This is a genomic window from Sutcliffiella horikoshii (assembly GCF_008180725.1).
Lineage (GTDB): Bacteria > Bacillota > Bacilli > Bacillales > Bacillaceae_I > Sutcliffiella_A > Sutcliffiella_A horikoshii_B.
Map to the genome: position 1 here is coordinate 291,145 of NZ_VTEV01000004.1, position 19,348 is coordinate 310,492.

The window sequence follows — 19,348 nt, forward strand, 5'->3', positions numbered from 1 at the left end:
GAAATTGGCCCGGAAATAAAAATACGAGCGGAACCAGAGCAAATACGGTCCGAAAAATAAAAATACGAGCGAAATCAGAGCAAATACGGTCAGAAAAACGAAAATACAAGCCGAAATGCATCAAATACATGCCGTTCGACAACATTAGTCAAAGTCTGACAAATTCCTCCCGTCTCATGTTCAACCCTTAATCTACCCTTTCTTCCGCAATTCAAGCTGCCTCTGCCTTTCTGCTATCACATCCGAACGGTCACGAAGAGTATGCCTGTTCACCAAAGATCCGTCAAGCAAATCGCTGGCTGCTCCCCAAACTTTCCCCCCACTTGTCGCCATAGCATCACAAGACAGTTGCAGATCAGGATCTACTATCGGCAAATTCATACTCATATAAGGTTCTTGTTTCTTCACATCTTCCAACCGCTCATTAAGCAATCCGACCAATCGCCCGCTATCAAGCCCCAATGCATTAATCGCTGCCGACTCGTTGCCGATAATCCGAGACGCATTTTGAAGCATCCGCAAAGCGCCGTTATAATTTCCCCGTCGCTGATGGTAGAGACCCACCGCAATTTGGATAAGACCGACCCAATGAACTTCCCGTTCACTCGCGTCTTTTTCCTTCCAGTATTCTTCTAAAACTTCGTGGCATTCAAAATAGTCTCTATCACAATGAAAATGATATAAATAATCGAGGTAAGCTTTAGGATACAAAAGGATTTCCTCCTTAATACAAATCTAATAATATTTTAACATAATCATGAAAACTCTATAAAATCTTGCTACAATACTCTATACTATTGTATAGTTTGATGTTTATGTTAGGTGGATGAATGATTGTGCAGGAATACAATGTGAAAGTAGAGGCCTTTGAAGGCCCGTTGGATTTATTATTACATTTAATTAACAGGTTGGAAATTGATATATATGATATTCCGGTTGCTCAAATTACCGAGCAATACTTATTATACATACATACTATGAAAGAACTGCAATTAGATGTTGCAAGTGAGTACCTTGTCATGGCAGCAACCCTTATTGAAATCAAGAGCAAAATGCTGCTCCCAAAACATGATGATGAAATCCTGGACGAGGAAGATGATTTATCCGATTATGAAGAGGATCCTCGTGAGGAATTAATGAACCGACTAATAGAGTATCGAAAATATAAAGAGGCAGCAGATGACCTCAAAGAGATGGAAGAGGAACGCAGCCATCTTTTTACGAAGCCTCCAAGTGATTTGAGCGGTCTGATGAAAGAAGTAAAACCAGAAGAAGTAAAACTGGATGTTTCTTTATATGACATGCTAGGTGCCTTGCAGAAACTAATGCGAAGGAAAAAAATACAGAAACCGATGCAAACGAGGATTACACGCCAGGAAATCCCGATTGAGAAGCGAATGGAAGAACTGATCCGGGATTTGCGTCAGTTCAAGGGTCGCAAGCATTTTTATGAGCTATTCCCAGAATCAAGTAAAGAGTATATTGTCGTGACATTTTTAGCGATACTTGAACTACTAAAAAAGAATAGCATTCTATTGGAACAAGATAATAATTTCTCGGATATATATGTGTCTTATAAGGAAGGAGGAAACGAGGAAAGTGGCTATTATTAACTGGAAAGCGATTGTGGAAAGCCTTCTTTTTGCTGCAGGAGACGAAGGGCTCACGCTTAAAGAACTCACAACTGTTCTTGAAGTGGAGGAACATGTTGCAAGGGATATTTTAGAAGAGTTGAAAAAAGGTTATCAAAAGAAAGAGAGGGGGATCACCCTCATAGAGCTTGCAGGTACGTATCAATTGACGACCAAAAAAGAGCATTCTGTCTATCTGAAAAAGCTGGTGGAATCTCCTTCTTCCCAAACCCTTTCACAAGCAGCTCTTGAAACACTGGCCATTGTTGCATATAAGCAGCCGATTACACGGACAGAAGTGGAGAGCATTCGCGGTGTGAAAAGTGAAAGACCGCTGCAAACATTGGCAGCAAAAGCGCTTGTAAAAGAAGTCGGTAGAGCGGAAGGAACAGGAAGAGCTATTTTATATGGTACGACCAAGGAATTCCTCGATTATTTTGGGTTAAAAGATATAAAAGAATTACCGCCTCTATCTGTAAATATGGAGGAAATGGACGAAGAAGCTGATTTGTTTTTTGAAAAGTTTCAAGAAACGTTTGAATCTTAAGATTATTTAATCCTATTATGGTAAAATAGTAGTATGGGAGGCTATAAATTAAAAAAGCCCCTATGACAGATTAGCAGGTGGGAGTGACCGTATGCGTATAATAAAATGTAGAGGGTATGAATTAGAAAAGGCACAACCCAACACTTCTGAGGATTTTTTTAACCGCTCTGAAGTGACTTTCGAAGATGATGGAGAAGAAAAGACCTTACATGTACTGTACATTCGGTACTATGACGAAACCTTTGGTGAGTCCATCCCCACAATGAGTGGAGAAGCAGATCCTATTTTCGAGATTGGTGAAAAACAAATTACGTTTAAAGATTTGGTAGCCATTGTTTGTTTAATAAAAAACCCAAGTTTTCGTCAAAGAAAACGCATCTATATCAATACACAAGAAGAGCTTGCTTCTTATTTTGAAGGAGTGAATATTCCTAAAGTAAGAGAAATCTTTGAAGGCATTCACCATCAAGGTGACTATAAACTTACCTCTCCACTGCACTTTTTAGCACAACCTTCATCTTGAAGTAGGCCAAGCTAGAAGTACATTCTAGCATAGCTTGTAATACTTTTATGTTAAGGTACGTAACGTAGTAGAAACCGACAATTAGAAAAAACTAATACTTGGAGGGTCATTTTTCAATGGCAAATACAATTGTAAAATCACAAACAGAACAGGTTGAGAGCTTTTTAGGAAATACGGTACATCAATTGAACACGTTCTTGAATGAAGCTACGCTTTCTACGTTGATGGAAGAGTCATCAACGAACCAGGGATATGTAGAACTTCTTTTATTGAATACTCGTCGACTTGCTGTATTCTGTGACGAAGGGTTGAATGCTTGTCAAGTTATCCTGAAAAGTGAACCGTTCAGAAAGTCAGCTGCTGAGAAAGTCTTATATAACATTTATCATCAATGTATTGAAGAGTTTTTTGCTCCGAGAAACGATGCTTGGTATGAGGACAGCCGTTCTGCATACACCGGGAAAAACTCTATTCAGTTCCATGAGGCGCCACCAGAATCATTGAAATTAGTAATTAGAGGCTTGGAGAGTGATTTTCAAGCAGTTCGTGAAGAACTTGAATATTATGAAACGGACTACCGGACAAAAATGATGCAAAGCAATTGATTTATAACACCAGCCCTATTTTGTGGGTTGGTGTTTTTTGTTTTTCTACCACTGCACTCTTGTTCCATATCGCCCAGATGCTGCATACAATAAAACGATGAGTGCATGGGAGGGTGAGGATGATCAAACAAAATCAGCTTGTTTTTAAACAGTACTTAATCGATGTGGAAGATTGGTGTTTGGAAATATTGACCTCTAATCAAGGCAGCAAAGAGGATATACGTAATTGTTGGTTACCCGAGGTAAGAGGGTTATTAAAGAGGGTTCAACATACACAAGAACAACAGTATATTTTTGAGACTGATATCCTGGAGATAAAAAAGTGTGTGGAAGAGACTTCAGAAGAGATGCGTAATGTTTCAGGCAGACGTACTAATAATGGAAGAGTGCCAATAGGGCAACATTCCCTACCACCACTTCCATATCCATATAATGCACTAGAACCATACATTTCAAGAGAGATAATGGAACTGCATCACCAGAAACATCATAAAAGCTACGTGGATGGGCTGAATAAAGCGGAAATGAAGATGCTAGAGGCACGTGAAACTGGCAATTATGATCTTATCAAACACTGGGAACGGGAAGCGGCGTTTCATGGATCCGGCCATTATTTGCACACCATGTTCTGGGATAACATGTCACCAAATGGTGGGGGCCAGCCTAGCGGAAGATTAATGCAGCAGATAGTTCAAGATTTTGGTAGTTATGAAAAATTTAAAAGGCATTTTTCAGAAGCTGCTGACAAAGTGGAGGGGGTTGGATGGGCTTTACTTGTTTGGTCTCCACGAGCACACCGATTAGAAATATTGCAAACGGAAAAGCAACAACTATTTACACAATGGGACACCATCCCGCTTCTTGGGTTAGATGTATGGGAACATGCTTATTATCTTCAATATAAAAATAACCGAAAAGATTATATCGATAAGTGGTGGAATCTTGTAAATTGGAAAGACGTTGAAAAACGCTACCAAGAAGCGTCAAAATTGAAATGGAAACCGTATTGATTACTCAGGGGGGCGTTGTGCTCCTCTTTTTTGTTTAGGGGGAGATAACGTGCGCATGAAGACCTGAGTGGCGCGGAAATAAGTAGAGAGAGGTACTCATCAGGGTAATGAAGACTTGAGTTGCGGAAAAATAAGTGAAGAGAAGTCTTCATCAAGGCAATGAAGACCTGAGTGTCGCGGAAATAGGTAGAGAGAGGTCCTCATCAAGGTAATGAAGACCTGATTGGCGCGGGAATAGGTGGAGAGAGGTCTTCATTAAGAGGATGAAGACCTGATTGGCGCGGGAATAGGTGGAGAGAGGTCTTCATTAAGGCAATGAAGACCTGAGTGACGCGAAAATAGGTAGAGAGAGGTCCTCATCTAGGGTAATGTAGAAGACCTGAGTTGCGGAAAAAGAAGTGGAGAGACTTCATCAAGGCAATGAAGACCTGAGTGGCGCGGAAATAGGTAGAGAGAGGTCCTCATCAGAGTAATGAAGACCTGAGTGGCGCGGAAATAGGTAGAGAGAGGTCCTCATCAGGGTAATGAAGACCTCATTGACGTAAAAATAAGTGGAGAGAGGTCCTCATCAAGGCAATGAAGACCTGAGTGGCGCGGAAATAGGTAGAGAGAGGTCCTCATCAGGGTAATGAAGACCTGAGTGGCGCGGAAATAGGTAGAGAGAGGTCCTCATCAGGGTAATGAAGACCTGAGTGGCGCGGAAATAAGTAGAGAGAGGTCCTCATCAGTTCACAATGAAGACCTGAGTGGCACGGAAATAGATAGACAGAGGTCCTCAAATGTCTTTTCTATCCAATCGACATAAAAACCACTCATAATCTAGGACAGGTTGTGCATAAACTTGTACAAAAATAGATAAGGGATGGGATTGGATGTCTCTCAAAAGAAAAATGTTCAGCATTGCGTTTATTTCGCTGCTGATTTTCTCCATATGCATTCCCAAAAATGTGTCTGCAGAACAAGTAGGGGTCAGTGCAAGAAATGCAGTCTTGATTGAGCAGGAAAGCGGCAGGGTTATTTACGAAAAAGATGCACATGACAAACAGAGAATTGCCAGCATCACCAAGGTCATGACAGCTATCCTGGCAATCGAATCCGGAAAAATGGATGAAATAGTGAAGGTCAGTGATAAGGCTGTTCGTGCAGAAGGGTCCTCCCTGTACTTGAAACCAGGAGAAAAAATTAAACTGGAACATCTCGTTTATGGTCTGATGCTCCGCTCTGGAAATGACTCTGCTGTTGCGATAGCCGAACATGTTGGAGGAAGTTTGGAAGGCTTTGTATTCATGATGAACGAAAAGGCAGCAGAGCTTGGTATGACCAACACAGAATTTGCAAATCCACATGGTTTAGATGACCATGAGAACCATTACTCTACTGCATTCGACATGGCTCTATTAACTAGATATGCTATGGAAAATGATAAATTCAAAGAAGTTGCAGGCACTAAAGTTTACAGAGCACCTGCTGCTCCAGGTGAATCATGGGACAGGAGTTGGACCAATAAACACCGTCTAGTAACAGGTATGTACGACTATGCAACCGGTGGAAAAACGGGATATACAAAACGGGCTAAGCGGACCCTTATTACGACCGCCTCAAAAGATGGATTAGATGTTATTGCCGTGACATTGAATGGGCCGGATGATTGGAAAGATCATATTTATATGTTTAACCGGGCTTTTACAGACTATAAATTGTATGATATTGCAGAAAAGGGAGAACTCGACAATGTGAAAGATGATTTCTATAAAGGGAAAGTCTCCCTCTCCCGTGATGTGAAATATCCTATGACGAAAAAGGAAAGAGAAAATGTAAGAATTAAGGTTACGTTAGAAAAACCAAAAAAAGAGTGGAAAGATGAGAGAAATGTACCGGGAGTGGTAGGGGAGTATACATTAATTATCCATGATGAGGCTGTTGTGGAAACGCCGATCTATTTCGAACAAAAACTAGAAAAGGAAGGCGGTTTCTGGAGCATCTTCAAGAATATCTTTCTCATTATGGCAGGAAAAACCCCATGGTAAACATTATTTGGGTGGCCATGACCATTATCGGAATCTTGTTTGCGATGATTAATGGAACGATGGATAAAGTGAACGAGGCAATATTTACAGGTGCAAAAGAAGCCGTAACGATTTGCATCGGTTTTATCAGTATACTAGTTTTTTGGCTTGGACTAATGAGAATTGCTCAGGAAGCGGGTCTCCTTGAAAAATTAGCATCTCTTTTTAAACCAGTCGTTCGAAGAATTTTTCCAGAAGTACCACCTGATCATCCTGCAATGGGCTATATGCTTTCGAATATGATTGCTAATATGTTCGGCCTTGGAAATGCTGCCACCCCAATGGGTATAAAAGCGATGGAACAACTTAGGGAACTGAACGGTGGGAAAATAGAAGCAAGCCGTTCTATGATTACATTTTTAGCGATAAATACATCAAGTCTTACCTTGATTCCTACCACGGTCATTGCCATCAGAATGAATTATGGATCTGCTTCTCCTACAGAAATAGTCGGCCCCACCCTTGTTGCTACACTTTGCTCCACTATCGCAGCGATAACCATCGACCGCTTATTCTATTACAGGCGAATGGCAAAAAGGAGGTAGGCCATGCAACTCATTTCGCTCATATCCTTATGGATGATCCCTCTGATTATTGGGTTCATTCTTTTGTATGCTACGTTTAAAAAAGTTCCTACTTACGAAACCTTCGTTGAAGGAGGGAAAGAAGGAATCAAGATAGCGATATCTATCATTCCATTCTTAGTTGGGATGTTAGTTTCCATCTCCATCTTCAGAGCTTCCGGCGCATTAGACTTTCTAGTAGAGTTTGTCAGACCGGCTATGCAGGCAATTGGCGTTCCTGCTGAAATAGTTCCACTTTCCATCATTCGGCCCATTTCAGGTACAGCAGCCCTTGGAATGACGACAGATATGATAGCAACCTACGGACCAGATTCATTTATGGGCAGGTTAGCTTCAGTACTCCAAGGAAGTACCGATACTACGCTGTATGTCATAACGGTTTATTTTGGGGCAGTTGGTATCAAGAAGATGGGAGATGCTTTGAAAGTAGGTTTGCTGGCGGATGTAGTGGGAATAGTCGTATCTATTTTGGTCGTTACCATTTTCTTTGCCATGTGACTGTTAACGTCGAGAAAAATCTCGGCGTTTTTATTGTTTAAAGACTATATTACCCGTTGATTTCCGTTCTAGACGCTTCGCTTGCCTGCGGGCGTTTACGCGCCTTCCACTACAATTAACAAGATGCCTTCATTCAACTTAGGGTAAATAGCATCTTATCGAGTTTTTTGAAAAAAGCATTAACATTCTTAACGTAATTTCTAGCTGTGGATTGGAGCAAATGGCGGAGACTCCTGCGGGGGGATAACGGTAGATTGAGACCCCGCAACGAAGTGAGGGAGGCTCAAGCACCGTCCCGCGGAAAGCGAAGTCATTTGCGGAAAGGAACAGCGGTGCATAAGCAAGCAACTAAAATGGACCGTGCTCGGTTTTTACTTAAAGTAAAAAGCTTAATACGCTTATCTATTATTTCCTCTTTCTTTTTACAAACAACAACAGGTATAATTAGAGTTTGCAAACATTGGGAATCATAGAAGTAGAGAAATCTTGGCTTTTATTGTGAAAGTCGGGTAAGATGTTGAATGAGGTGAAAGATATGGAACGGTTACAAAAAGTAATTGCACATGCAGGAATTGCGTCCAGAAGAAAAGCAGAAGAAATGATAAAAGAAGGTAAAGTCAAAGTTAATGATAAAGTGGTAAAAGAACTAGGCGTAAAAGTTAACCCAAATGACAAAATTGAAGTAGAAGGAATTCCAGTTGAACGCGAGGAACCAGTTTACTTCTTACTATATAAACCAAGAGGCGTTATTTCCAGTGTGAGTGACGACAAAGGGAGAAAAGTAGCGACTGATTTCTTTCCATACATTGAGGAGCGTATTTATCCTGTTGGGAGACTAGATTATGATACTTCCGGGTTATTGCTCATGACCAATGACGGCGAATTTGCAAATGCACTAATGCATCCCGCTTCAGAAGTTGAAAAGGTCTATGTCGCAAAGCTAAAAGGAATTCCTACTAGAGAAGCTATAAAAAGTTTGGAAAAGGGTATCAAGCTAGAGGACGGCAAGACGGCACCAGCTCGAATTAAGCTGCTTTCCATGGAGAGAACGAAGAACACGTCTATTTTTGAAATTAGCATTCATGAAGGCCGTAATAGACAGGTTCGTCGTATGTTTGAAGCGATCGGCCATCCGGTCATGAAACTGAAAAGGGAGCGTTATGGCTTCCTTAACTTGCATGGACTGTCTGCGGGCGAAGCAAGAGAGTTGACTCCGCATGAAGTGAAGCAACTTCGTGTGATGGCGACAAAACCGAAAAAATAGTAGTAAATAGTAGTGAAAGCGGAGGAAGCTTATAAGGCAGCTTCCGCTTTTGTTTGTGTCCCGCACTAGGTGTCAAGGAACCTATGTTTTTCAGTCACAAAACCTTCATATTCTTTTATCTATGTAAAAAGTAGTAAATGTTATAATAACAAGGATGAAATGTCTCAGTTTTAGGAGAGTATGTATATGAATAAAAAGAAACGCTTACTGATGCGGACAAGCATACTATTGCTTCTTTTAGTCGCAATTGGTTATACCATGTATACAAACTTCTTCCAATCTAAAGAAATAGTGGATGTGGGAGATGAGGCACCAAATTTTGTACTTACCAATCTTGAAGGTAATGAAGTGATGCTTTCGGATTACCGTGGAAAAGGTGTATTCCTTAATTTCTGGGGAACATGGTGTAAGCCTTGTGAAAGAGAAATGCCATATATGGAAAATCAATATCAAGCATTTAAAGACCAGGGCGTAGAAGTAATTGCTGTAAATATTAGAGAAACGAACCTGGCAGTTGAGAAATTCAGAGATCGTCATGGACTAACCTTTCCTATCCCGATGGATAAGCGTGACCAAGTAAGACAGGCCTATGGAATTTTACCATTACCGACTACTATTCTACTGGATGAGAACGGCAAAATCGTGAAAAAGCATTCAGGTGATTTAACAGAGGAAGAAGTTAAAGAATTCATGGAAATGATTAAACCTGAATAATAGGGAGTTTTACGAATGAATGAAATAAAATGTGAATGTGGACACATCAATCCAGAAGGTACTATACTTTGTGAAGCGTGCGGAAAACCGACGGAAAATGATCAAAGTAAAGAAAAACTATTGGATATGCGCTATGAGGGTAGTGCTAGACGTTCACAAACCTATAACAAAACAATTATAGATAAAGTATGGAATTTCTTTTCATCTGTAAAAGTTGGTATCTGGATTATTTTTATCATTCTAGTTGCCTCTTCCATCGGAACCATTTTTCCGCAAAAAGATTATATCAATCAGGCAATCCCAGCTGAAATGTACTATGAGCAGGAATACGGGTTTGCAGGAAAGTTGTATTATACGTTAGGTTTCCATGATTTATACGGATCATGGTGGTATATGCTTTTGATTGCAGCCTTAGGAATTTCCTTAGTTATCGCTAGTTTAGACCGATTTATCCCTTTACATAAATCGCTGAAAACACAAAAGGTGACTAGACATGAGAGCTTCATGAAACGCCAGCGTGTATATGGGATAACTGTAGTAGACGGAGATTCAAGTGAGGATATTGAAAAAGCTAAGCAAGGTTTACTTAAGCGTAAGTTTAACGTAAGAGAAGAAGATGGAAATATTTTAGCAGAGAAAAATCGATTCTCCAGATGGGGTCCCTATGTGAACCATATCGGGATCATCATCTTCCTTATTGGTGCTATGCTTCGGTTTTTCCCAGGTATGTATGTAGATGAAACAGTCTGGGTGCGTGAAGGGGAGACAGAGCTTATCCCAGGAACCGGTGGTCAATATTATTTAAAAAATGAAGGATTTATTTTTGAAACATATAATAGTGAATCATCTGATGAAATATTTAATTCTGCCATCTCTAGAGCTGGTGAAGATGCCATTGCGAGTAACTTCCAAACGAACGCCGTATTATATGAGCGCAAAGGAGAATATATTGTCGGGGCTGAACCCGAACTTGAAAAAGTAAAAGAGCATGCTGTTCAAGTAAATCAGCCTTTGAAACATGATAACTATGCGCTCTATCAAGTAGACTATAAGTTAAACGAATTTAAGAGCATGTCATTCAACCTTGAAAACAAGGAGTCTGGTGAAAGTTTTGGTCCAATAACAGTGGACTTGCTAAATCCTCAAGAAACATACGACCTTGGTGAAGGCATGTCTGTGGAATTGGTAAACTACTTTCCAGATTTCACTTTAGAGGGTGGAGAACCAGCAACGAAAACTCGGGTACCAAATAATCCTGCATTTGTTTTCAGAATGATAACACCTGAGACACCTGAAGGGGAAATTGCACTTGTAGCAATACGACAAAACATTGAACCTAATGGGACAAACCAGAATAAGATGACATTTGCTGGAGTAGAAACCCGCAATGTATCTGGATTGACTGTTCGAAAAGACCTGACTTTATGGATACTTGGCACAGGTGGAGCCATCTTTATGATAGGTGTCATTCAAGGAATGTATTGGAATCACCGCCGTGTTTGGATTAGAAGGAACGGTAATGAAATTATGTTAGCAGGTCATACGAACAAGAACTGGTTCGGATTAAAAAATGAAATTAATAAAGCGTTAGAAAATACTTCTATTTCCATTCCGGTTGATCAAGTCGAAGCGGAAAAAGCGCTTGAACAGAAGATAGAAAAGAAAGAGGAGGCATAATTATGGCTCAGCTAAGTGGTAATTTGCTTTACACTGCATTTATACTTTATCTGATTGGTACAGCCTTCTTCGGTGGGGCCATCCGTGGGAAAAAAGGAAATAAAGCCGCGAAAATAGGGATTTTTATTACAATCCTAGGTTTTATAGCTCAACTAGGCTATTTTATTACCCGTTGGATTGCTGGAGGACATGCACCTGTAAGTAATCTATTCGAATTTACAACATTCTTTGGAATGATGATGGTGTTGGCTTTTATCGTCATTTATTTCATATATAAAACTAGTACACTGGGAGTTTTCACTCTGCCAATAGCATTGCTATTGATTGCTTATGCAGCTATGTTTCCAAGTGATATCTCTCCATTGATACCAGCATTACAAAGTCATTGGCTTGCCATTCACGTGTCAACGGTAGCACTAGGAATTGCTATTCTGTCTGTCAGTTTTGCTGCAGGTTTAATATATTTGGTGAAAGTGGTAGATTATAGTAAAAAGGGGCAAAAGCCTTTCTGGGTTGAATTTACCCTATATGTACTAATTTCTTTCCTAGGATTTATTCTTATCTCCATTGGTTTTGGTGCAATCGATTATGAGGCGCAGTTCTCTTATATCAATAAAGACGGGGCACAAGAACAGGTAACATATAACTTATACCCAATAGTTGGGCCAAATGATGGGGAATTACTGACGGAAAACAGAATGGATTCCATTGTTAATCTTTCCCCATGGATTAATACAGTAAAATTAAACACAGTGATATGGTCTCTTCTTGGAGGAGCATTACTGTACCTATTATTAAGAGTCGTCCTTAGAAAACCAATTGGAAAAGCATTAAAGCCTGCAGTTACTAAGGTGAATCTTGATGTGGTAGATGAAATCGGGTACCGGGCAGTAACAATTGGTTTCCCTGTTTTCACGCTTGGTGGACTTATCTTTGCCGCCATTTGGGCTCAAATAGCTTGGTCACGATTCTGGGCTTGGGATCCTAAAGAAGTATGGGCGTTCATAACATGGTTATTCTATGCAGGATATCTACATTTACGTCTATCTAAAGGGTGGGAAGGTGAAAAATCCGCATGGCTCACGCTTGTCGGTTTTGCCATCATCCTGTTCAACTTAATCGGCGTTAACTTAATCATTGCTGGTCTTCATTCCTATGCAATGTAAAACAAATAACCTGCCTTCACATTATTGTGAGGGCTTTTCTTACAGATATCCAAAGGGGGTTTAAGGAAAATGGAAAAAGAAGTGAGAATTCTTGTAGTGGACGATGAGGACCGTATTAGAAGATTGCTGAAAATGTATCTTGAAAGAGAAAATTACGTCATTGAAGAAGCTGATAATGGAAACACAGCGCTAGAGCTGGCACTTGAAAAAGAATACGATGTCATTCTGTTGGATGTTATGATGCCAGGAATGGATGGTATGGAAGTGTGTAAAGAAATCAGGGAAAAAAAGGCTACACCGATCATTATGCTGACAGCCAAAGGGGAAGAGACAAACAGAGTACAAGGTTTTGAAATGGGAACTGATGATTATATTGTAAAACCGTTCAGCCCGCGAGAAGTAGTGCTTAGAGTGAAAGCGTTATTACGTCGGTCTTCAAGCACCACCTTCCTGAATACGGAAACAACAACAAAGGATGTCATTGTCTTCCCTCATCTGACCATCGATAATGATGCACACAGGGTTACATCAGAAGGGAAAGAAATAAATCTTACTCCTAAAGAATATGAGCTACTATACTTCCTTGCAAAATCTCCGGACAAAGTTTTTGACCGCGAGCAGCTGTTAAAAGAAGTATGGCAATACGAATTTTTTGGAGATTTACGTACAGTCGACACGCATGTAAAACGTCTCCGCGAGAAGCTGAATAAAGTGTCCGAACCAGCCTCCAAAATGATTGTAACAGTATGGGGCGTAGGCTATAAATTTGAGGTTGGCAATGAATCATGATTTGGAGAAGTGTAGTTGGTAAGCTTTGGCTTACCGTGTTACTCCTAGTTTCATTTGTATTATTTGTTTTAACCATTCTCTTACTAGAATTCTTTGAGAATTATCATGTACAGGAAGCAGAGAAGGATTTGACGCAGGCAGCAAGCAAGATATCGTTGATTCTTGAACAACATGAAGACATGGAGCAATCCAAAGCAATAGCATGGGAACTTGTAGATGAAGTGTCTCGAGTGGTCATTTTTACAGATAAAGGGGAATATTCGCATTCCCCGACATCTCAATTTGACCATTTACCCGCTGAATTCTTCCTAAATGACCCGGATCTTTCCCTTGTATTTGAAGATCAGCCTATCGTGACGAAAAAAACATACCTGCCTGATTTTCAAATTACAGATGAAATGCAAGGCGAAGTAATGATCGTCGGCATTCCCTTGCATATCAATGAGGATAAAGATGGAGCTGTTTTTGTTTATCAGTCACTGCTTGCAATTAAAGAGACTACTAAGCAGACAACGAAACTCATTTTGCTTGCGGCAGGTTTTGCGATCTTCTTAACGACTATTTTCGCCTTCTTCTTATCTACAAGAATTACAGCTCCGCTGCGTAATATGCGAGAGGCTGCGTTTGAAGTGGCGAGAGGGAAGTTTGATACAAAGGTTCCAATATTAACTTCGGATGAAATTGGAGAACTTGGAATGGCCTTTAATCAAATGGGACGACAACTCAAATTCAATATTAATGCATTGAATCAAGAGAAGGAGCATTTGGCCAACATTCTCAGTAGTATGGCGGACGGGGTAATCACCTTAAACCGAGATGGCACCATTCTTGTAACGAACCCCCCTGCGGAGAAGTTTTTACAAGCATGGTTCTACCAAGAAGGCAATGCCAGCGGGGAAGACCTGCCTGGAGAAGTGAAAGAAATGTTCCAACGAGCCATATCTGTTGAAAAAGAACAAACTATTGAATTAACCTACCAGGGCCGTACATGGGTGATTGTTATGAGTCCATTATATACCCAAACCCATATTCGCGGTGCAGTTGCCGTAATCCGAGATATGACCGAAGAGAGAAGGCTAGACAAACTGCGTAAAGACTTTATTGCCAATGTGTCCCACGAATTGCGAACCCCAATTTCCATGCTCCAAGGCTACAGCGAAGCGATTGTGGATGATATTGCCGGAACCGATGAAGAGAAAAAAGAATTAGCTTCTGTTATTTATGATGAATCACTCAGGATGGGCCGCCTCGTAAATGACTTACTTGATCTGGCAAGAATGGAAGCAGGACATATCTCATTGAACTATGAGAATGCCAATATTGTCTCGTTTGTCGAAAAAATAACCAGAAAATTTCAAGGCCTTGCAAAAGAAAAGTCGATTGTGCTGCAGTCTCATGTAGATGGGGATGGCGCAATCCAAATGGATGTGGACCGCATGGAACAGGTCATGACGAACTTAGTGGACAATGCGATTCGCCATACAGCCGATGGCGGGACCATTACCATCCATGCAAAATTAATAAACAACGGTGTCAAAATAGATGTAAAAGATTCAGGCCACGGAATTCCAGAAGAAGACCTGCCTTTTGTTTTTGAACGTTTCTACAAAGCTGATAAGGCTCGGACAAGAGGCCGTGCTGGGACTGGTCTGGGTCTAGCTATTGTAAAAAACATCATAGAAGCGCACCGTGGTACCATTTCTGTTCATTCAAAAGAGAACGAGGGAACGACATTTTCCATGTATATTCCGCAAAAACACTCTCAAAATGGAGACATGTAGCGAAAAATCTTGTTTTCTATGAAACATTTTCTTGTCAAGACTAGACATATCTTGTAATATGAATCATAGCGAATTGAATAGCGATATGAAATAGTTGGTGTCACGACTGTGACTTAATAGGGAATTTGGTGCGATGCCAAAACTGTCCCCGCAACTGTAAATGTGGACGAAATGAGATGACCACTGTATGAACGGGCTTAAGAACTAGGTCCCCATATGGGAAGGCTCAAAGTAGGAAGAAGCATAAGTCAGTAGACCTGCCAATTATGATACCAGTTTCAATACTTCGGGGGTTGAGTAGGAGAAACGGCAGAAATCCGTCTTTTTTATCGTATTATGACATTGCCGTTTTTTACCTCATCCTGAATTGGGTGAGGTTTTTTGTTTTTGCTCAGCACACATTGATTGAGACTTCCAGGAGTAAAGGTAGGGGGAGAAGGTTTCATTTCACGATTCTACTTGCATAACAAAATATCTTACATAAGGGGTAAAAACAAATGAAAAAACTTTTACTTACACTATTACTCACATTAACTCTTGCAATTACAGGGTGCGCTAATGCCAGTAATGAAACTAATCAAAAAACTAATAATCAAACACCTGCAGAAAATCAAGAACAACAAGAAAGCCAATTATCCACTACCATTAAATTGACTAATCAAGGTGATGAAGTAATTAGTGAGGAAACAGTTGAGTTTGAAGAAGGGGAGTCCTTAATGGATGTTATGGACAGAAACTTTGATCTTACTACTGGATTTGGAGGTGACTTCATCGTTGGTATTGACGGCCTAGGGTCCGAAGAAAAATCTGATTATTATTGGAATATCTCCGTTAACGGTGAAAGCCTAATGGTTGGGGCAAGTGATTACGTGCTAGAGGAGAACGACGAAGTTCATTTTGATTACCAAAAGGTGGAATAATGATGGGAACCAGAAAAATAGCTTTGCTAGCCGTTCTAATAGCATTATGTGTGGTTGGAAGAATTGTTTTCGCTTCCGTACCTAACATACAGCCAGTCACAGCGATCATCATAATATGTGCTTTCTGGATGGGGCCAGTTTCTGGTGTAATCCTTGCAGTTGGCACAACCTTTGCAACGAATCTTGTTCTGGGCACTGGTATGTGGACATTTACACAAATATTTGCGTGGTCTGTTATTGGGTTGTTAAGTGGAGCAATTGGGATCTGGTTTAAAAGAATTCCTATATTCATTCTTTCTATCTATGCTGGACTTTGCGGGCTTTTTTTCGGTTTAGTTTTTTCCATTCAAAACATGATAGTTGGTGGATTTCCTTTTCTGCCTTATTATCTGGCCGGGCTTCCATTTGATATCAACCATGCAATAGGAAATGTCGTATTCTTTATCATTCTCTATCCGATTCTTTCCAAACTCTTAAATGAACGAGCATCCTTTATGATAAAAAGAAAAGAGAGTATAGCTGAATACCAAATGAGCAGTTCGCATAAGAAATGATATGGAGGCGCCAATTCAATCAGATTGGCGCTTTTACTTTTTTGGGGAAGTTCCCTGCGGAAATCAACAGCGGTGTAACCATACACCTCAAAATATGAAAATAGGTCGAAATATGTATGAAACCTCTTTGGAAAAGCCTACAAAAATCCCTACAATCCTAGATGGACATCCCGTATACTTATATTACAAACAATAAATCAGAAGAAATAATTACCATATTACCCTAGTCAAATTGTAATTTTTTTAATATATTTGTAATGTAACTTTCTTACTATAATAAACGACTAATGAAATGAACGGAGGGAAACTATGAATACCGTTTTTCAAGAGCTCTATGAAAAATATCACCAGGATGTTTATCAGTTCTTATATTACATGGTGAACAACAAGGAGCAAGCGGAAGACCTCGTTCAAGAAGTTTATATAAAAGTTTTGCGTTCCTATGACCGTTTTGAAGGGAAAAGCAGCGAAAAGACATGGCTGTTTTCTATTGCCAAGCATGTTGCCATTGATTCCTTTCGCAAACAAAAAGGATGGAAAAACAAACTACTTGAAACTTTCGATTGGAATAAACAACAGGTCAGAGATCATGCTCCTCTCCCTGAAGAGATAGCCGTGCAAAATGAACAAGTTCAACAAATGTACCGGTGCTTGGATAAATGTAAAGTCGATCACCGACTAGTCCTTGTCCTGCGGTACATACAAGCCCTTTCTATTCAAGAAACAGCCCATATTCTTGGCTGGACGGAAAGTAAGGTGAAAACAACTCAACATAGAGCCTTAAAGGTCTTGAAGGCATATATGGAAGAACTTCAAGAGAAAGGAGGAAACAGCAATGCGTCATAATGATGAAGACCAAATGGAAAAGCTATTAAGGCAAATGCCAAAAATTAAAGATGATCGTGATCCGAAACAAATATATAGAGAAATACAACCGAAACTAGAAAATTCCCCACGTCGGTCAAAAATAGTACCCGCATTTGCATTGGTTGCGGCTTTAGTCCTTTTCGCTATGGTGGCACCGATGTTCATAAATAACATGCAATTTGACATGAGCTTAAGCGGTTCTGATAGTAGTTCAGAAGAAAGTATGGATATGGCAACAATGAATGAGGATGAAGCGTCAGATGATTCAGCGGCAGACACCAGTAGGGAAGCGCTAGAGGAAGAATCTTCATTAAAGTTGGAGGGGGAAGAGGAAACAAATGATTTTGCTGCAGCGGAGATCCATACAGCTGAAGGAAAGAGTTTTGTTACATCTTCTTATAATGAAGGGTCAGAATACGCCGTTACCATAGGGGTGTCCTTGATGGAGGCGGATAACCTTGAACATGGAGGGTCTACAACCCCATTGACAGTGATTGTTCCTCGTGGTGAAAATGACACATATGTCGATGCTCTGAATAAGATCCGAGGGGCAATTCCTTATGAGGATTATGGGACTATTGCTCCGACTATCAATGACAATGTAAAAATATCAGAAGGGGACATAGGGTTAGCTAGTCCTATGCCAATACTAGTTGTAACTGATATGGCTAAAGGTTTAACATCCCATCAAAACAGGCTGTTTCCAAAAGAACTTAGTGATACTTTTAGTACTAACTATACTCATATATTGTTTAGTGACAATGGATCAACTAATGGGGTAGAAATCGGCAATCGTGTATATGATGGACCAGTAGAATTACCGACTAAAAACAAGAGAGCTTATTTCAAATATTACACAGGTAGCCTGCCTTTACTTGTAGCTGGACATGATCGGTATTTTTCAATTGGAGATGCTCTTACGGCGATGACCGTTACACCAAAGCAAGCTGATACCAGTAAGCTAGAGCCATCCATTCCAGATACTGTAAAAGTGGAAAAATTGTCGTTGGAAAGTGATCGTGCTGTAGTCCGCATTAAGCTAGCAGATAGCAGCGTACTTGAAAATAATGACGAAACCATCTTTGCTCTTGAGGCGATGATGATGGTAGCAAAAGAATTTGGATTAAGGGGTGTGGTTTTTGAGTCCTCTCAAAATGTGACGATTGGGACTATTACACTTAATCAAGAAGTAAGTGTTCCTTACTCGCCTAATCCAATTCCATATACTGAGTAAGTTGAAAAAGCGTGCAGATGAGCACGCTTTTTTACTTTTTTTGGGATATCACAGCCCGAAACTCCGCCAGAAAATCAAAAACGGTAAGAAGGAATAGAAAAAGCAGTTAAGCAATTGAAGGACAAAGGACATCAAGTATTCGGAGTAAAATGTGATGTAACAAACGAAGAAGAAATAAAGAGCGCTTTGGACCAAACTTATGAACATTTTGGATCCGTAGATATCTTAATAAATAATGCAGGGATGCAGCACGTTGGGCCGATTGAAGAGTTCTCTACAGAAAAATATGAGCTGCTGCTAAAAATAATGCTCATTGCTCCATTTATGGCTAAAAAACATGTCTTTCCATTAATGAAAAAGAACGGATTTGGAAGAATACTAAACATGGCATCCATTAATGGATTGATTGGTTTTGCCGGTAAAGCGGGGTATAACAGTGCGAAACATGAAGTAGTCGGCTTAACGAAAGTAGCCGCATTAGAAGGGGCGGAGCATGGCATTACAGTGAATGCATTATGCCCTGGTTATGTGGAGAAATCAGTTAATATTCCATTAGAAAAAGCGTTAGAATTGGTTATCTATCCGCTTGTTCCACAGAAACGTTTATTATCGGTAGATGAGATTGCGGACTATGCATTGTTTTTAGCAGGTGATAAGGCGAAGGGTGTTACTGGCCAAGCGGTTGTCATGGATGGTGGGTACACCGCACAATAGAATGGAGAGGTGAGGGAATGAAAAAGGAATCCAAAGAGAAGCTGAGGGCGCAGGAAGAAATCACGGCTACAAACATGAAACTTGAGCAGCAATTCTATCATGACTCAGATCATGAGGACGGCAGCTTATACAATTTGGGAGATAGTACTCCGCTATTAAATGATGAGGAAAAAGGTGCTGATTAAGCATCTTTTTTCTTTGTGA

General features: G+C 40.2%; 20 protein-coding genes, 1 pseudogene and 1 riboswitch. Of the genes and pseudogenes, 20 read left to right on the top strand and 1 reads right to left on the bottom strand.

Features of this window, described 5'->3' with window-relative positions; all coding sequences use genetic code 11:
- Nucleotides 1-192: 192 nt before the first annotated feature.
- Entirely contained in the window at nucleotides 193-711 is a 519-nt protein-coding gene (locus FZC76_RS11440; RefSeq protein ID WP_148988306.1) for a DUF309 domain-containing protein, read from the bottom strand.
- A gap of 119 nt (nucleotides 712-830) precedes the next feature.
- On the opposite strand from FZC76_RS11440, the gene FZC76_RS11445 reads away from it, so the two are divergent.
- The 20 genes and pseudogenes from FZC76_RS11445 (at nucleotide 831) to FZC76_RS23035 (ending at nucleotide 19,329) form a co-directional block, all read left to right on the top strand.
- On the top strand, nucleotides 831-1,613 hold the full coding sequence (locus FZC76_RS11445; protein WP_148988307.1) for a segregation/condensation protein A: 783 nt from the start codon (nucleotides 831-833) through the stop codon (nucleotides 1,611-1,613).
- Nucleotides 1,600-2,178, top strand: a complete 579-nt coding sequence (scpB, locus tag FZC76_RS11450) for an SMC-Scp complex subunit ScpB (protein ID WP_148988308.1) — start codon at nucleotides 1,600-1,602, stop codon at nucleotides 2,176-2,178. The genes FZC76_RS11445 and scpB overlap by 14 nt, the downstream gene beginning before the upstream one ends.
- Nucleotides 2,179-2,269: 91 nt before the next feature.
- Nucleotides 2,270-2,701 carry a hypothetical protein gene (locus FZC76_RS11455; protein ID WP_148988309.1) on the top strand — a complete coding sequence of 144 codons (432 nt, stop codon included), beginning with the start codon at nucleotides 2,270-2,272 and terminating at the stop codon, nucleotides 2,699-2,701.
- 116 nt (nucleotides 2,702-2,817) lie between these two features.
- A complete protein-coding gene (locus FZC76_RS11460) occupies nucleotides 2,818-3,306 on the top strand; it encodes a YpuI family protein (RefSeq protein WP_148988310.1) in 489 nt (162 codons plus the stop codon).
- 119 nt (nucleotides 3,307-3,425) lie between these two features.
- Complete coding sequence (locus tag FZC76_RS11465; RefSeq protein ID WP_148988311.1) at nucleotides 3,426-4,316, top strand: superoxide dismutase; 891 nt, start codon at nucleotides 3,426-3,428, stop codon at nucleotides 4,314-4,316.
- 872 nt (nucleotides 4,317-5,188) lie between these two features.
- Nucleotides 5,189-6,343 (top strand): D-alanyl-D-alanine carboxypeptidase family protein, encoded by a 1,155-nt coding sequence (locus FZC76_RS11470; RefSeq protein WP_148988312.1) that lies wholly within the window; start codon nucleotides 5,189-5,191, stop codon nucleotides 6,341-6,343.
- Nucleotides 6,337-6,927 (top strand): nucleoside recognition domain-containing protein, encoded by a 591-nt coding sequence (locus FZC76_RS11475; protein WP_148988313.1) that lies wholly within the window; start codon nucleotides 6,337-6,339, stop codon nucleotides 6,925-6,927. Before FZC76_RS11470 ends, FZC76_RS11475 begins: the two co-directional genes overlap by 7 nt.
- Before the next feature lie 3 nt (nucleotides 6,928-6,930).
- On the top strand, nucleotides 6,931-7,464 hold the full coding sequence (locus tag FZC76_RS11480; RefSeq protein ID WP_148988314.1) for a spore maturation protein: 534 nt from the start codon (nucleotides 6,931-6,933) through the stop codon (nucleotides 7,462-7,464).
- A 535-nt stretch (nucleotides 7,465-7,999) separates the two neighbouring features.
- A complete protein-coding gene (locus FZC76_RS11485; RefSeq protein ID WP_060667008.1) occupies nucleotides 8,000-8,728 on the top strand; it encodes a pseudouridine synthase in 729 nt (242 codons plus the stop codon).
- A 186-nt stretch (nucleotides 8,729-8,914) separates the two neighbouring features.
- Nucleotides 8,915-9,442 (top strand): thiol-disulfide oxidoreductase ResA, encoded by a 528-nt coding sequence (resA, locus tag FZC76_RS11490; protein WP_148988315.1) that lies wholly within the window; start codon nucleotides 8,915-8,917, stop codon nucleotides 9,440-9,442.
- 15 nt (nucleotides 9,443-9,457) lie between these two features.
- A complete protein-coding gene (gene resB, locus FZC76_RS11495) occupies nucleotides 9,458-11,119 on the top strand; it encodes a cytochrome c biogenesis protein ResB (RefSeq protein WP_148988316.1) in 1,662 nt (553 codons plus the stop codon).
- Between the two features lie 2 nt (nucleotides 11,120-11,121).
- A complete protein-coding gene (ccsB, locus tag FZC76_RS11500) occupies nucleotides 11,122-12,285 on the top strand; it encodes a c-type cytochrome biogenesis protein CcsB (protein ID WP_148988317.1) in 1,164 nt (387 codons plus the stop codon).
- 69 nt (nucleotides 12,286-12,354) lie between these two features.
- Nucleotides 12,355-13,074: a response regulator transcription factor gene (locus FZC76_RS11505; protein WP_148988318.1), complete on the top strand. Its 720-nt coding sequence runs from the start codon at nucleotides 12,355-12,357 to the stop codon at nucleotides 13,072-13,074.
- Nucleotides 13,071-14,855, top strand: coding sequence for an ATP-binding protein (locus FZC76_RS11510; protein ID WP_148988319.1), 1,785 nt, complete (start codon nucleotides 13,071-13,073; stop codon nucleotides 14,853-14,855). Before FZC76_RS11505 ends, FZC76_RS11510 begins: the two co-directional genes overlap by 4 nt.
- A gap of 78 nt (nucleotides 14,856-14,933) precedes the next feature.
- A riboswitch (cobalamin riboswitch) is annotated at nucleotides 14,934-15,134 on the top strand.
- A 218-nt stretch (nucleotides 15,135-15,352) separates the two neighbouring features.
- Nucleotides 15,353-15,775 (top strand): DUF4430 domain-containing protein, encoded by a 423-nt coding sequence (locus FZC76_RS11515; protein WP_148988320.1) that lies wholly within the window; start codon nucleotides 15,353-15,355, stop codon nucleotides 15,773-15,775.
- Nucleotides 15,775-16,329 carry an ECF transporter S component gene (locus FZC76_RS11520; protein ID WP_262372556.1) on the top strand — a complete coding sequence of 185 codons (555 nt, stop codon included), beginning with the start codon at nucleotides 15,775-15,777 and terminating at the stop codon, nucleotides 16,327-16,329. The genes FZC76_RS11515 and FZC76_RS11520 overlap by 1 nt, the downstream gene beginning before the upstream one ends.
- Nucleotides 16,330-16,638: 309 nt before the next feature.
- Nucleotides 16,639-17,175 carry an RNA polymerase sigma factor SigX gene (gene sigX, locus FZC76_RS11525; protein WP_148988321.1) on the top strand — a complete coding sequence of 179 codons (537 nt, stop codon included), beginning with the start codon at nucleotides 16,639-16,641 and terminating at the stop codon, nucleotides 17,173-17,175.
- Complete coding sequence (locus tag FZC76_RS11530; protein WP_148988322.1) at nucleotides 17,165-18,430, top strand: hypothetical protein; 1,266 nt, start codon at nucleotides 17,165-17,167, stop codon at nucleotides 18,428-18,430. The genes sigX and FZC76_RS11530 overlap by 11 nt, the downstream gene beginning before the upstream one ends.
- A 99-nt stretch (nucleotides 18,431-18,529) precedes the next feature.
- Nucleotides 18,530-19,144: pseudogene (locus tag FZC76_RS11535) on the top strand (3-hydroxybutyrate dehydrogenase); the annotation flags it as partial.
- Nucleotides 19,145-19,161: 17 nt separating this feature from the next.
- Nucleotides 19,162-19,329 carry a hypothetical protein gene (locus tag FZC76_RS23035; RefSeq protein WP_187442045.1) on the top strand — a complete coding sequence of 56 codons (168 nt, stop codon included), beginning with the start codon at nucleotides 19,162-19,164 and terminating at the stop codon, nucleotides 19,327-19,329.
- Nucleotides 19,330-19,348: the final 19 nt, after the last annotated feature.

Coding starts and splice junctions, on each gene's coding strand:
- FZC76_RS11445 (WP_148988307.1), top strand. CDS start 831: ATGATTGTGCAGGAATACAATGTGAAAGTAGAGGCCTTTGAAGGCCCG.
- FZC76_RS11455 (WP_148988309.1), top strand. CDS start 2,270: ATGCGTATAATAAAATGTAGAGGGTATGAATTAGAAAAGGCACAACCC.
- FZC76_RS11460 (WP_148988310.1), top strand. CDS start 2,818: ATGGCAAATACAATTGTAAAATCACAAACAGAACAGGTTGAGAGCTTT.
- FZC76_RS11465 (WP_148988311.1), top strand. CDS start 3,426: ATGATCAAACAAAATCAGCTTGTTTTTAAACAGTACTTAATCGATGTG.
- FZC76_RS11470 (WP_148988312.1), top strand. CDS start 5,189: ATGTCTCTCAAAAGAAAAATGTTCAGCATTGCGTTTATTTCGCTGCTG.
- FZC76_RS11475 (WP_148988313.1), top strand. CDS start 6,337: ATGGTAAACATTATTTGGGTGGCCATGACCATTATCGGAATCTTGTTT.
- FZC76_RS11480 (WP_148988314.1), top strand. CDS start 6,931: ATGCAACTCATTTCGCTCATATCCTTATGGATGATCCCTCTGATTATT.
- FZC76_RS11485 (WP_060667008.1), top strand. CDS start 8,000: ATGGAACGGTTACAAAAAGTAATTGCACATGCAGGAATTGCGTCCAGA.
- resA (WP_148988315.1), top strand. CDS start 8,915: ATGAATAAAAAGAAACGCTTACTGATGCGGACAAGCATACTATTGCTT.
- resB (WP_148988316.1), top strand. CDS start 9,458: ATGAATGAAATAAAATGTGAATGTGGACACATCAATCCAGAAGGTACT.
- ccsB (WP_148988317.1), top strand. CDS start 11,122: ATGGCTCAGCTAAGTGGTAATTTGCTTTACACTGCATTTATACTTTAT.
- FZC76_RS11505 (WP_148988318.1), top strand. CDS start 12,355: ATGGAAAAAGAAGTGAGAATTCTTGTAGTGGACGATGAGGACCGTATT.
- FZC76_RS11510 (WP_148988319.1), top strand. CDS start 13,071: ATGATTTGGAGAAGTGTAGTTGGTAAGCTTTGGCTTACCGTGTTACTC.
- FZC76_RS11515 (WP_148988320.1), top strand. CDS start 15,353: ATGAAAAAACTTTTACTTACACTATTACTCACATTAACTCTTGCAATT.
- FZC76_RS11520 (WP_262372556.1), top strand. CDS start 15,775: ATGATGGGAACCAGAAAAATAGCTTTGCTAGCCGTTCTAATAGCATTA.
- sigX (WP_148988321.1), top strand. CDS start 16,639: ATGAATACCGTTTTTCAAGAGCTCTATGAAAAATATCACCAGGATGTT.
- FZC76_RS11530 (WP_148988322.1), top strand. CDS start 17,165: ATGCGTCATAATGATGAAGACCAAATGGAAAAGCTATTAAGGCAAATG.
- FZC76_RS23035 (WP_187442045.1), top strand. CDS start 19,162: ATGAAAAAGGAATCCAAAGAGAAGCTGAGGGCGCAGGAAGAAATCACG.